Source organism: Aeromonas popoffii (assembly GCF_000820025.1).
GTDB classification, from domain to species: Bacteria; Pseudomonadota; Gammaproteobacteria; order Enterobacterales; family Aeromonadaceae; genus Aeromonas; species Aeromonas popoffii.
Genome location: NZ_CDBI01000070.1, coordinates 28,900 through 41,852, shown reverse-complemented (window position 1 = coordinate 41,852; position 12,953 = coordinate 28,900). Strand labels below are relative to the sequence as shown.

9 protein-coding genes are annotated in these 12,953 nt (G+C 62.0%); 3 read left to right on the top strand and 6 right to left on the bottom strand.

Annotation, left to right across the window (positions count from 1 at the left end):
* The first annotated feature begins 165 nt into the window (after positions 1-165).
* The gene (gene sohB / locus BN1129_RS14790; protein WP_042037484.1) at positions 166-1,173 is read left to right on the top strand and encodes a protease SohB; all 1,008 of its coding nucleotides are present in this window, start codon (positions 166-168) and stop codon (positions 1,171-1,173) included.
* 64 nt (positions 1,174-1,237) lie between these two features.
* Here sohB and astB read toward each other — a convergent pair whose 3' ends face one another.
* Positions 1,238-2,575 (bottom strand): N-succinylarginine dihydrolase, encoded by a 1,338-nt coding sequence (gene astB / locus BN1129_RS14785; RefSeq protein ID WP_042037483.1) that lies wholly within the window; start codon positions 2,573-2,575, stop codon positions 1,238-1,240.
* 361 nt (positions 2,576-2,936) lie between these two features.
* On the opposite strand from astB, the gene topA reads away from it, so the two are divergent.
* Entirely contained in the window at positions 2,937-5,558 is a 2,622-nt protein-coding gene (topA, locus tag BN1129_RS14780) for a type I DNA topoisomerase (RefSeq protein WP_042037482.1), read from the top strand.
* A 115-nt stretch (positions 5,559-5,673) separates the two neighbouring features.
* A complete protein-coding gene (locus tag BN1129_RS23870) occupies positions 5,674-5,841 on the top strand; it encodes a hypothetical protein (protein ID WP_167335284.1) in 168 nt (55 codons plus the stop codon).
* A 73-nt stretch (positions 5,842-5,914) separates the two neighbouring features.
* Here BN1129_RS23870 and BN1129_RS14775 read toward each other — a convergent pair whose 3' ends face one another.
* The 5 genes from BN1129_RS14775 to BN1129_RS14750 all read right to left on the bottom strand — a co-directional run bounded on the left by BN1129_RS14775 (position 5,915) and on the right by BN1129_RS14750 (position 12,867).
* Positions 5,915-6,271, bottom strand: coding sequence for an MGMT family protein (locus BN1129_RS14775; protein ID WP_042037480.1), 357 nt, complete (start codon positions 6,269-6,271; stop codon positions 5,915-5,917).
* A 68-nt stretch (positions 6,272-6,339) separates the two neighbouring features.
* Positions 6,340-7,893 carry a methyl-accepting chemotaxis protein gene (locus BN1129_RS14770; RefSeq protein ID WP_042037479.1) on the bottom strand — a complete coding sequence of 518 codons (1,554 nt, stop codon included), beginning with the start codon at positions 7,891-7,893 and terminating at the stop codon, positions 6,340-6,342.
* 213 nt (positions 7,894-8,106) lie between these two features.
* Positions 8,107-9,972, bottom strand: coding sequence for a beta-N-acetylhexosaminidase (locus BN1129_RS14765; protein WP_042037478.1), 1,866 nt, complete (start codon positions 9,970-9,972; stop codon positions 8,107-8,109).
* A gap of 160 nt (positions 9,973-10,132) precedes the next feature.
* Positions 10,133-11,005, bottom strand: coding sequence for a glucosamine kinase nucleotide-binding domain-containing protein (locus tag BN1129_RS14755; RefSeq protein ID WP_042037476.1), 873 nt, complete (start codon positions 11,003-11,005; stop codon positions 10,133-10,135).
* Between the two features lie 128 nt (positions 11,006-11,133).
* Positions 11,134-12,867, bottom strand: a complete 1,734-nt coding sequence (locus tag BN1129_RS14750) for a glycoside hydrolase family 9 protein (protein ID WP_042037475.1) — start codon at positions 12,865-12,867, stop codon at positions 11,134-11,136.
* Between the last annotated feature and the right edge of the window lie 86 nt (positions 12,868-12,953).

Sequence of the window (12,953 nt, the reverse complement as noted above, 5' to 3'; positions counted from 1 at the left end):
CTGACCCCGCACGGCATTTGACCAGTATGAGACGGCAAAAATGTGAAGAAAATAGAGGGGTTGTGATTAAAGAGTGTGTTTTTTGAGCCACTGTCGCAGAGTTTTTGCGCGAGCCCGGCAAACTCCCTAGAATGTGAAAAACTCGAACATTGAGCGGAGCATCAAGTGGCATTTTTGACCGAATATGGGCTGTTTCTGGCCAAGACCCTCACCTTACTGCTGGCTATCGCGGCCGTCATTTTGATGGTGATCAGCAGCCGTCAGCCGAAATCCCGCAAGGGGGAGCTGGTGGTGACCGATCTCTCCAGCGAGCTGGAGCAGGGGCGCTACCAGTTGCAGGCGGCGCTGGCCGGCAAGGCCGGACGCAAGTTGCTGGAGAAGGATCGCAAGGCCGAACACAAGGCCCGTGCCAGGACCGAAGACGAGCGCAGCCGGCTGTTTGTACTCGATTTTAACGGCAGCATGGACGCCAAAGAGGTGGCTTCCCTGCGGGAAGAGGTGAGTGCCGTGATAGGGGTCGCCCAGTCTGGTGACGAGGTGCTACTGCGCCTTGAATCCGGTGGCGGTGTGGTGCATGGCTATGGCTTGGCCGCATCCCAGCTGCAGCGACTGCGCGACAAGGGGATCAAACTCACCGTGGCCATCGACAAGGTGGCGGCGAGCGGCGGTTACATGATGGCCTGCGTGGCAGATCAGATCCTGGCGGCGCCCTTTGCCATCGTCGGCTCCATCGGGGTGATAGCCCAGCTGCCGAACTTCAACAAGCTATTGAAAAAGCACGACATTGAATTCGAGATGCACACCGCTGGCCAGTACAAGCGCACCATCACAATGTTCGGTGAGAACGACGATCTGGGGCGGGAGAAGTTTCGTGAGGAGCTGGGCGCCATCCACGAGCGGTTCAAGGCGTTCGTGGCCGAGCACAGACCCAACCTCGACATAGACAGTGTCACCACGGGAGAGCACTGGCTGGCGAGCCAGGCCAAGGGGCTGGGGCTGGTGGATACTCTCTGCACCAGTGACGACTACCTGCTGTCCCAGGCCAGCCATCACAAGGTGGTCGGCATCAGCTATCGCAAGCCAAAGAGCCTGACCCAGAAACTGGGACAGCAGGCGGCCCTGGCGCTGGAGTCGAGCCTCGGCCGGCTGTGGCAGCAGAGCCCCTGGCGCTGAGGTCTCGCTTGCACCACTGGCATGAAAAAGCCGGGCATTTGCCCGGCTTTTGCTATCCAGCGATTCAGCGCTGGAAGGGGTAGACGGAGCCGAGTTTGAGGATCTGGGTCAGTTCGTCCAGGGCGGTGCGGGACTCCTGCACCAGCGCCGGGTCGCGCAGATCGTCCAGCGCCAGACTGTCGCGGTAGTGGCGATCCACCCACTGATCCAACCGGGCGAACTGGCTGTCGTTGATGAGGCAGGCCGGGTTGACCGCCGCCAGTTCCAGATCGTTCATGGCGACCCGCAGCCGCAGGCAGGCAGGGCCGCCACCGTTGCGCATGCTCTGTTTCACGTCCATGTAGTGCACCTGTTTGATGGGGGTGCCCTGGGCGAGGAGTTGGCCGAGGTAGGCCGATACGGCCGGATTGTCACGACACTCGGTGGGGGCGATGATGGCCATCTCGCCGGACGGCAGGGTGAGGATCTGAGTGTTGAACAGATAGGATTTCACCGCATCCTGCAGCGATACCTCATTGGTCGGCACCTCGATGAAGTGCAATTCGCCCTCGCCGAACTTGGTGCGCACCTCGGCCAGCGCTGACGCCGTGTTGAGAAAGGCCTGCTGGTGGAAGAAGAGCACGTTCTGGTTGCCCACCGCGATCACGTCGTTGTGGAACACCCCCTGATCGATCACATCCGGATTTTGCTGGATGAAGACGGCGCTCTCTTCACTCAAACCGTGCAGACGGGCGATGGCCTGGCTGGCCTCCAGGGTCTGGCGGGCCGGGTAGCGTTTGGGGGCGGGCAGGGAGACGTCGAAGGCACTGCGGCCATAGACGAACAGTTCGACCCCGGACTCGCCGTAGGCACGACACAAGCGGGTGTGGTTGGCGGCGCCCTCGTCACCGAAGTGGTCGTTCTCCGGCAGATGCTGGTGGTGATAGAAGTGACGATCGTTGTTGAACACGGCGCGCAGTATGCGACCTGTCACCTCGGGTTCGAGGGAACGGTGGAACTTGTTGGTCAGGTTGGCGGGGGTGAAGTGAATGCGGCCATCCTGGGTATCGGCACTCGGGGAGACGGTGGCGGCGTTGGCGGTCCACATGCTGGAGGCTGAATAACAGGCAGCCAGCACGGCGGGAGCCTGTTTGGCGGCCTGGGCCAGCACGCTGGCATCGCTGCCGGTGAAGCCGAGGCGGCGCAGGGTGGCCAGATCCGGCCGCTCCTGCGGTGCCAGCACCCCCTGGGTCATGCCAAGCTCGGTCAGCGCTTTCATCTTGCGCAACCCCTGCTTGGCCGCTTCCTTCGGATTGGACGCCTCCTTGGCGTTGCTCTGGGAGGCGACGTTGCCATAGGACAAGCCGGCATAATTGTGGGTCGGGCCGACCAGTCCGTCGAAGTTGACCTCGAAGTGCTTCATTGAGTACATCCTTTCGATTTTTATATGGGTAGCGGTACCTTCCGCGCACAAAGCTGCGGGATTCAGCCATTATAATGAGATTTTGTCTTTTGTAACAAGCTGATAACCAAAGTGGTTTGTTATGTTACAAGAGCGGTTGGTTATGTCATTTCAAATATAAAAAGGGGGTGGATATAGCATAAAAATAAAAAAGCGGTTGCTTCCCGCGGCTCGGCTTCGCATTAATAAATAAAGAGGTCAGGTGGTTCGAGAGGGTGAGCTAATTTGCTCACAAGATTGCTTTTTCGCGTCAAATCTCTTATACAGCCCCACAAAACCGCACACCAACCCCGTCGGGTGCAATGAGGATAATAGTTACAGCATGGGCAAATCACTGGTCATAGTGGAGTCTCCGGCCAAGGCCAAGACCATCAACAAATATTTGGGCAAGGACTACGTGGTGAAATCCAGCGTCGGTCATGTTCGCGATCTGCCCACCAGTGGCAGCGCCAGCAACGAGCCCAAAAAACCTGTCATTCGCGGCATCAAGCTGAGCGAATCAGAGAAGGCTGCCAAGGATCGCAATGCCCTGTTCTCACGGATGGGGATCAATCCGGCCGCAGGCTGGCAGGCCAACTACCAGATTTTGCCCGGCAAAGAGAAAGTGGTCAGTGAATTGCAAAGTCTGGCCGCCAAGGCCGACACCATCTATCTCGCAACCGACTTGGATAGAGAGGGAGAGGCGATCGCCTGGCACTTGCGCGAGATCATCGGTGGTGACGACAGCCGCTACAAGCGGGTGGTGTTCAACGAGATCACCAAGACCGCGATTCAGGAGGCGTTTGCCCAGCCATCCGAGCTGAACATTCACCGTGTCAACGCCCAGCAGGCCCGCCGTTTCCTCGATCGGGTGGTGGGCTACATGGTTTCCCCGCTGCTGTGGAAGAAGCTGGCTCGCGGCCTCTCCGCCGGTCGGGTGCAGTCTGTTGCGGTGCGCCTCATCGTCGATAAAGAGCGCGAGATCAAGGCGTTCGTGCCGGTGGAGTTCTGGGATCTCAACGCCGACCTGCTGACCGGTGAACATGCCTCCCTGCGCATGGAAGTGGTCAGCCGTAACGGCGCCGACTTCAAGCCGGTCACCCAGGCCGAGACCTTTGCCGCCGTGGCTGCCCTGGAAGGGGTCGACTACAAGGTAGTGAATCGGGAAGACAAGCCGACCGGTTCCAAGCCCTCCGCGCCCTTCATCACCTCCACCCTGCAGCAGGCGGCCTCTACCCGTCTGAGCTTCGGGGTGAAGAAGACCATGATGATGGCTCAGCGTCTCTATGAAGCGGGTTACATCACCTATATGCGTACCGACTCCACCAACCTCAGCAAAGAGGCGGTTGAAGCGGTGCGTGAATATATCGGCGAGCAGTATGGTGCCACCTATCTGCCGAACGAGCCGAATCTCTATGGCTCCAAGGCTGGCGCCCAGGAGGCCCACGAGGCGATCCGTCCCTCCAGCGTGCTGGTCACGGCCGAGCTGCTGGAAGGGATGGAGCCGGATGCCATGCGTCTGTATGATCTCATCTGGCGCCAGTTTGTGGCCTGCCAGATGACCCCGGCCCAGTACGACTCCTCCACCCTGACCGTCAAGGCGGGCGAGTTCGAACTCAAGGCCCGTGGCCGTACTCTGCGCTTCGCCGGTTGGACCAAGGCGCTGCCGCCCATGGGTCGCAAGGGCGAAGACAGCCAGCTGCCGGCGGTGACCGTGGGCGAGTTGCTCAAACTGATCAAGCTGGATCCGCGCCAGCACTTCACCAAGCCGCCCGCGCGCTTCACCGAAGCGGCCCTGGTACGCGAATTGGAAAAACGCGGTATCGGCCGTCCGTCTACCTACGCCTCCATCATCTCCACCATCGTTGATCGCGGTTATGTGCGGGTCGAGAGCCGCCGTTTCTTCGCCGAGAAGATGGGCGAGATCGTCACCGACCGTCTGGTGGAAAACTTCGTCGAGCTGATGAATTACGAGTTCACCGCCAAGATGGAAGACAAGCTCGATGGCATCGCCGAAGGCAGCCTGGAGTGGAAGAAAGTGCTGGACGCCTTCTACGAAGAGTTTACCCAGGAGCTGGCAAAAGCGGATCGGGGCGCGGAAGAGGGGGGCATGCGTGCCAACCAGATGGTGCTGACCGACATCGACTGTCCGGATTGCGGTCGCAAGATGGGGATTCGTACTGCCACCACCGGCGTGTTCCTCGGCTGTTCCGGCTATGCCCTGCCGCCGAAAGAGCGCTGCAAGAAAACCATCAACTTGGTTTCCGCCGACGAATTTGTCTCCGCCACCGACGGTGACGAAGCCGAAACCGAGGCGCTGCGCGCCAAGCACCGCTGCGGTGTCTGCGGCACCGCCATGGACGCCTACATCATCGACGACAGCCGCAAGTTGCACGTCTGTGGCCGCAACCCGGATTGCGACGGTTACGAGATCGAGAAGGGCCAGTTCAAGCTCAAGGGCTACGAAGGGCCGAGCATAGAGTGCGATCGCTGCGGATCCGAGATGCAGCTCAAGAACGGCCGCTTCGGCAAGTACATGGGCTGCACCAGTGAGACCTGCAAGAACACCCGCAAGATCCTGAAAAACGGTGATATAGCGCCACCGAAGGAAGATCCGGTGCCGCTGCCCGAGCTCAAGTGCACCCAGTCCGATGCACACTTTGTGCTGCGTGACGGGGCGGCCGGCCTGTTCCTCGCCGCCAGCAACTTCCCGAAATCCCGCGAGACCCGTGCGCCCCTGGTGGAAGAGCTCAAGCGCTTCAAAGATCGCCTCTCGCCCAAGCACCAGTACCTGGCTGACGCCCCGGCGTCAGATCCTGACGGTAATGCCTCCATCGTTCGCTTTAGTCGCAAGACCAAGGAGCAGTACGTGATGACAGAGGTCAACGGCAAGGCAACGGGCTGGACGGCGCACTACGACAACGGCAAGTGGCAGGAGAGCCTGGCCAAATCGAAGAAGGCCTGATGGCGTGTAGTTCACACTATGATGAAAGAGGCCCCCTTGCTGGGGCCTTTTTGTTGGGAGATGACGGTATACTGAAACGGCTGCAAGGATGACAGCGCTGTACACGGAGGTTGTGATGGAGATTAACGAGATCCGGCCGGGAATGACCTGTCTGACCCGGGAAGGGACTGCCTATGTGCTGGAGGTGGACAGGCAGAGTCTGCTGGTGTTGCTGCAACGGGAGTATGAAACCATACCTGTGCAGGTGCGCAGCGACGAGATCCTGGCTCCTCTCTCGCTGTGATGTACCTGGAGGCAATAAGTCATGGCCGCTTTTTGGCTCAGAAGAGGGTCATGAGAAGCCGTTACGCCCCGGTTTAAAAGGGAATGAGGAATAGCAGCTCGGCCAGGTCGGGCTGCCATTGCCACTCCCGCATCTTTACCCGCCCGCCGATCACGGGCACCCCCTCTTGCTGCAATCGCCCCGTCTGCAGCGCAAAGCCTGTCGACCCTTTTGGCAGTGAAATGGTGCCGCCTGCACCTAGCACGCGATGCCAGGGCAGCACCTTGTCCGTTTCCCGCAGCACCTTGCCTACCAGCCGGGCCCGACCGGGTAGTCCCGCCAGATCTGCCACCTGACCATAGCTGACCACCTTGCCAGCCGGGATCAGGGTGAGGATCGCCTCGATGCGGGCGACTTTGTTCAGTGGGGCAGGGGCTGGCTCCATTCTCATCGGTCATGACTCATCAGAAACAACAGAAGCGCCATTGTGGCGCTTCTGTTGTGGCGGTGACAACCGCTTCAACCAAAGGTCTGGCTGAGCCCCTTGAGCTGCCTGGCTCGCTCCAGTAGCTCCTGACTCGAGTTGTCGACCTCCTGCATCTTCTGGCTGTTGGCGTGGGAGTATTGGGAGATCTGGTTGATGTTGCGGCTGATCTCCTCTACCACCGCCTGCTGCTGCTCGGCAGCGGCGGCTATCTGGGTGGAGTGTTCCGTGACCAGCTCTATCTCTTCCAGCACAGAGAGCAGGCTGCTGGCGCCCTGGCGGGTCATCTCGGCGCACTCCCGGGTCTGTTGCAGGTTCTCCTGCATCATCCCCTTCCAGCGTCCCAGAGTGTGCAGGATCTGATGTATGCTGCCCTGGATCTGCTCGGTTGCCTTGTGGGTGCGAGTCGACAGGGTGCGCACCTCGTCGGCCACCACAGCAAAGCCGCGGCCCTGCTCACCGGCCCGCGCTGCCTCGATGGCTGCGTTGAGGGCCAGCAGGTTGGTCTGGTCGGCTATGCCCTGGATCTCGCCCATCACGCTGCCGATCCGCTCCGATTCGCTGGCCAGCTCCACCGCCGAGTTGAACGCCAGCTCCGCCTGTTTGGCGAGCTGCTCGATGCGTTGTTCTGTCTGGCTCAGCTGTTGGTTGGTGTGTTCGCAGCGGCTGCGAGCCTCGTTGACCTGACCGTTGGAGTCCTGAATGTTGTGGGCGATCTCGTGGGCCGTGCTGGCCATCTGGGTCATGGCGGCAGCCATCTGCTGGGTCTGGGCATTCTGCTCGTTGATGTCGAGGCAGGCCTGATGGGACGCCTGTTTCAGGTTGGTGGCCAGGGTCTGCAGGGGGTGGGTTGCATCGTTGACCCGGCCCAGCACGGTACGGATGCGGGCCTGCAGCATCTTGATGTGAAAGTCGGCGATGGCGCCGGGGCCGTCGCCCGAGTAAACCAGCCGGGTCAGGCTGTCGTATTCGCGGCCGAGCTGCTGCAGATAGAGCGGCAGCGCAAAGAGCTCGCGCCAGTAAGCGCCACCTATGAGCAGCAGGGGCAGCAGCATCAGCAGGGCTGCCATAGCGCCCTTGCTGACAAAGGCCCAGCCGAGCAAGCCGAGCAACAGCAGGCCCAGCACCGGCAGGCGTACGTGGCTGAAGGAGGGAAGGCTGTTGGTCGAGCCGCGCTCCGCCTTGAGCAGAGCCTGATAGGTCTGGTTAGCGACTCGCTTGAGCTGGGGTTCCGGTTTGCAGCGTACCGACTGGTAACCGCTGACTATGCCCCCCTCGTAGATGGGGGTCACATAGGCGTCGACCCAGTAGTAACGGCCATCCTTGCAGCGGTTCTTCACCATGCCGCGCCAGGGCTTGCCCTCCTTGAGGCGAGCCCACAGATCGGCAAAAGCGGCCTTGGGCATGTCGGGGTGTCGCACCAGGTTGTGGTTGTGGCCGACCAGTTCTTCAACGGGGTAGCCAGCGATGCGGCAGAAGGCGGGGTTGGCATAGGTGATCACCCCGCGCAGATCCGTGGTGGAAACCAGTTGTTCGTCGGCAGGAAACTCCACTTCGCTGTCCAGGGTATGGGCGTCTCTGCGGGCCATAGGAATACGCTCCGATGTTCTTGTTGATAGTTTTGTCGTTGTTATTGTGGCAGATCTGGGTGTGGTTGCAGGTGCTTGCCAGGGTGTGCCAGATTGGCTTCATTAGGGGCTGAATTTTGCCAACAATGGTGGATGAATGGTAGGGGTAAGTTGGTTTTTTGTTGGTGGATGGTAAAAAAGGCGACCGAAAGGTCGCCAGATAGGAAGGTAATACTACTTCTGTGGCTCTCGGTAACCCACCTGTAGCTGGTCGAGGATCTGCAGCTGACCCGGCAGGCGGGCGGCGAAGTGATCCCAGTCCTTGTGGGCGGGATCGCTCCAGGCCACCTCGGCCGTGGCCAGCATGCGCGGGAACATCATATAGTCGAGGCGGTCACGAGAGGTCACCAGTTCCGACCATAAGGGGCTCAGCACCCCGAGGATGTTATCGTTGGCATGGAAATCGGCTGGCGCAGGATCGCAAGCATAGACCTGCTCCAGATTGAGGGTACCCGCCCAGTAGAGGCCGGGTTCATGAATGTCCTGGTTCCAGGCCAGATCCAGATAGAGGTGCTGGGCGGGCGCCATCACCACGGGATACCCCGCCGCAGCGGCATCCAGCCCTGCCTGGAAGCTGGTCCAGGCAAAGATGGTGGCATCCCGGCTCACCTTGTCGCCGTGCAATATCTCCTCCCAGCCCAGCATCCGCTTGCCCTTGCCCGCCAGATATTGCTGGCAGTGGCGCAGCAGGTGGCCCTGCAGCTCACGGCAATCCTGATACCCCTCTTGTTGCATCAGCTGCTGGCAGGCCGGGCTGCCGGTCCAGACCCCGGTCGGCACTTCGTCACCCCCCATGTGGATCTGCGGATCGGGGAATAGCTCGCACACCTCGTCCAGCACCGCTTCCAGAAAACGGTAGGTGCCGGGCAGGGCGGGGTTGAGCACGTTGTCATCGAAATATTGCACCGAGCGGTAGCGGGAGCGATCAGCCTCTTCCACTAGCAGCTCCGGCAGCGCCTTGATGGCGGCGTGGCAGTGACCCGGAATGTCGATCTCGGGAATGACGGTGATGCCGAGCTCACTGGCATAGCTCACCAGCTCCTTCACCTCGCTCTGGGTGTAGTAGCCGCCATAGGGCTCGGGGCCGCCGCTGAGCTGGGGCCCCACAGGCAGGTCGTGGCCGCGCCAGGCGGCTAGCTCGGTCAACTGCGGGAAGGCCCTGATCTCGAGCCGCCACCCCTCGTCATCGGTCAGGTGCCAGTGGAAGCGGTTGAACTTGTAGAGGCTCATCAGCTTGAGCAGGCGCTTGAGGGTGGCCAGGGTGTGAAAGTGGCGGGCACAGTCGAGGAAGATACCGCGAAAACCAAAGCGGGGGGCATCGACCAGCTCGATGCAGGGCAGGCTCTCCCCATGTTGCAGATACCACTGTGCCAGGCTCACCAGACCGTGGCGCCAGCCAGCCTCGCCAGCTGCGGCTATGGTCACCCCTTCCTGCGTGATGGTGAGGCGATAGGCCTCGGTAGCCAGGGGCTCCTCGAGTAGCCGGATCTCCCCATCATGATCCTGTTCCAGCGCGAGCCCGGTCAGCTCGTTGAAATGGTCCAGCAGGGTGGTAAGCGACCCGGGCCCGCTGACATGGGCCCGCTCTGCCAGCCGGAAGTTGCCCTCCAGCAGCACCCGCTGATCCGGCTGGGGCACTATGCCAGCGAGGGGCTCGACCTTGGGCAGGTCCGGGGTGTTGGGCCCGCTTGGCGGCAGGCCAAGATCCTCATCGGCCAGCACCACCGGCATCAGCTGGGGGCCTGTGCTGGCCTCGGGCAGGCTCAGGAAGAAGCCGCGTGGCATGTCGGAGAGCTTCTTGATGGGGGTGTTGCGACAGCAAAAACGCAGCTCCCGTTGCCCCTCCGCCGGGATCAGCACCTTGTAGCTGCCGCTCTGGCGTTCCAGTCTGGCGCCCTCGAGGGAGGCGGGATCTATGTGACGCGCCAGGCAGAAGTGGAGCTTCCAGTGGGCTGCCGGCAGCTGGCTCAGGCTAAAGCGGAACCAGACGTCCTTGCCATCGTGCCGCTCAACCTGGGTGTGGATCAGGGGTGCAGACATGCAAATTCCTCTGAGGGAGTTAAGGGAACAAACAGGGCGATCATCTCCTTGTGGTACTGGTCAACGTGGGGAGGGATCCTGAGTGCGGAGATGGGCGCCCCCTGAAGCGGGCAGAGGGGGATCCTGTCCCCGCCAGCGGGCAGATCGAATGGGACAAGGCTCAGCAGTGCAGACATGGGAACGCCTCCGACTGGGCAAACAGGATGGCCCCCTCCAGTGCATCGGCTTGCGGGTGAACGAGGTTGACGTGCGCTAGCCGGGGGGCGAGGCGCATGCCGATGCCGCCGAGCAGGGCAATCTGGCTGGCTCCCAGCTGCTGCATCCCCTCCAGCAGGGTATGCAGCTGGGTGCAGGTTTCGTCCAGCAGCTGGTTGGCGAGCTCGTCGCCATCGCTGGCGGCATCGAACACCCAGGGGGCAAAGTGACCATAGTCTGCCGGAATGGCGCGGGCGGCCCAGCGCACCACTTCCGCCTGATCCCGCTTGAAGTGATCGAGCAAGCGGATGGCGAGCGTGCTGGGGGGCAGGATGCCGTCATGGCAGAGCAGGGATTGCTGGATGGCACGCAGCCCCAGCCAGGCGCCGCTGCCCAGATCCGAGATGGGGAAGCCGCGACCGGAGCAGGTGTGAAGCTGGCCGTGGCGATAGATGAGCCCGGCCGAGCCGGTACCGGCGATGAGGATGGCCCCCTCCTCGCCGCCAAAGGCGCCCAGACAGGCACCGAAGGCATCGGAGGTGAGCCGCACGCTCGCAAAAGGGAACGGCATGGCGAGCATGGCGTGGTAGCAGTCGGCCAGCTCGGCGGAGGCGAGTGCCAGCCCGCCCCCCATCAGCTGTTCGCTCTCGATGCCGAGCCCGGCAGTGATCCGGGCGCTGGCGATGGCAGCCAGCACATTGGCGTGAGCGACCTCTATGCCCAGCTCCAGATTGGATCCGGCGGCGCGCCCCTCGCCGAGCAGCTTGCCCGTCCGATCCCGAATGCGGGCGCGGGTGTGGGTGCCCCCGCCATCGACCCCGACCCAGAACTCAATCATGGTGACCTCCCTGCTCATTTTGATTACCCAGGGCACTCTGCCAGCTGATGGCCAGGGCAAACCGGACTGCATGGAGGATCCGCTGTTCTTCCCTGTGCCAGTTATGATCGAGCCGATTCCTGTACATCTCAATCATGGTGACCTCCCTGCTCATTTCGATCACCCAGGGCACTCTGCCAGCTGATGGCCAGGGCAAACCAGGCGGCGTGGGGGATCCACTGCTCGCCCCAGCGCCAGTTCTGATCCAGCCGATCCTTGTACTCCTGCGGGATAAAGGCCACCTCATGTTCGTCATCGAACCCGGCGGTGATGCCGTTGCAGATACCCCCCTGCGCATTGGGATACCCGGCGGTATAGGTGGGGTTGTTGATGCCGTGGCCCGCCAGCATGCAGGCGTTGAACGGGTTTTGCCCGAGGATCCAGTCGAGCTGGCGCTGGCCGTAAGTGTTCAGTGGCTGGCTCTGGCGGGGGAAGTGGCGGGCGGCGGCAAAGGCCATGGTCGCCAGCGACGCGAGGCGGGCGTTCTCCCCCTGCCACCAGTAGCCGGATTCGTTGTGATGGGGGATAAAAAAGCTGACGCGCGGCGCTTCATCCACCCCTTTGACATATTGGCGGGCGAGGGAGAAGGGATTGCCCGCCCGGGCGCACAGTGCCAGCTCGGCGGCCAGCGCCTGCTCCACCACCGTTTGCACCCGGGCCTTGCGCCCCTGATCTGGCTCTACGCCTAAATATTCCAGCAGCGCCAGCACCGGCAGGCCCGCTTCGGCGGCGTGATAGTAGGGGCGTGAGCCATCCTCGTTGGCCGACCAGTAGTGACCCAGCTCCGGATGGATTCGCTGGCGGGCGCAGAGCTTGCTGGCTCGGGCTCTTGCCTCGGCCAGCCACTCGGAGCCTAAGGTGCGGGTCAGCTCCACCGCCGCCAGCAGGGCGCAGTAGTCGTCGATGATGTTCTCTACCCCGTCATCCAGATAGGCGAGGTTGTACTCACGCAGGTGCAGGTAGCCGCGGCTGGCCGCCTCGGCGTAGCGGCTGGCATCGACGTCGCCGCTGACGCTCTCGCGGGCGGCGCGGGCCAGCGCGGCGATGGCCATGCCACCCCCTTGGCGAAAACCCGCCTGCCAGTTGGCGGACTTGATCCCCTGCTGGGTGGCATAGGCGCACAGCTCGCGCTGGGCGGGATCCTTGCTCCACTGGTCGAACAGGGTCATGAAGAAGAAGCCCGACTCATCCTGCATCCGGCAGAGGAAATCGGTGCCGTGCAGCGCTTCGTCATTGAGTCGCTTGCAGAGGTTCACCCCATCGATATCGCGGCGCGGAGCCAGCAGCTCCCTGCACTTGAGCAGGGCCCACACCACCATGGGGGTCTGCTGGGGGTTGAGGTAGTTGGCGTAGGAGAGGTGGCTCAAGTACTTGCTCATGTCGCCACTGGCATCGAACCAGCCGCCGTGCACATCTTTGTGCTGGTCGGTGCCAAACAGGCGGGCGCTGCGGTCTGCCCGATCGAAGGTGCCGCTGGCGCGCTGCCCCTTGAAGTAGTGAATGACGTCGGAGAGGCAACGACTGGCCAGCAGATCCTGGCCGATGGCAAAGCGGGTCGAGCGGACAATCCCTTGGGCAGTGATTGCCTCCAGCCGGTAATGACCGGGCACCTTGAATGCGGAGAAGTCGGCACGCCAGTAAGCGCGGCCCTGCCAGCCGGGGACGCCCCCGGCTGCTTGCAGCGGGGTTTCAAACAGGATCTGGCCATCATAGAGGCGTTGCAGCCTGACATAGCCGCCGAGATCATGGGCGTGGGAGGTTTGCAAGAGGGCGACCTTGTGCCCGTCGCACTCGTAGCCCACCTGATTGATCAAGAGTTCCATCAAGGTATTACTCCTGTGGTTCACCGACGGACGGTGAGGCACATCACGGGGCTGTGGTCACCCCGTATCGAGGCCATGGCCGGACA

Coding starts and splice junctions, on each gene's coding strand:
- astB (WP_042037483.1), bottom strand. CDS start 2,575: ATGAAGCACTTCGAGGTCAACTTCGACGGACTGGTCGGCCCGACCCAC.
- topA (WP_042037482.1), top strand. CDS start 2,937: ATGGGCAAATCACTGGTCATAGTGGAGTCTCCGGCCAAGGCCAAGACC.
- BN1129_RS23870 (WP_167335284.1), top strand. CDS start 5,674: ATGGAGATTAACGAGATCCGGCCGGGAATGACCTGTCTGACCCGGGAA.
- BN1129_RS14775 (WP_042037480.1), bottom strand. CDS start 6,271: ATGAGAATGGAGCCAGCCCCTGCCCCACTGAACAAAGTCGCCCGCATC.
- BN1129_RS14770 (WP_042037479.1), bottom strand. CDS start 7,893: ATGGCCCGCAGAGACGCCCATACCCTGGACAGCGAAGTGGAGTTTCCT.
- BN1129_RS14765 (WP_042037478.1), bottom strand. CDS start 9,972: ATGTCTGCACCCCTGATCCACACCCAGGTTGAGCGGCACGATGGCAAG.
- BN1129_RS14755 (WP_042037476.1), bottom strand. CDS start 11,005: ATGATTGAGTTCTGGGTCGGGGTCGATGGCGGGGGCACCCACACCCGC.
- BN1129_RS14750 (WP_042037475.1), bottom strand. CDS start 12,867: ATGGAACTCTTGATCAATCAGGTGGGCTACGAGTGCGACGGGCACAAG.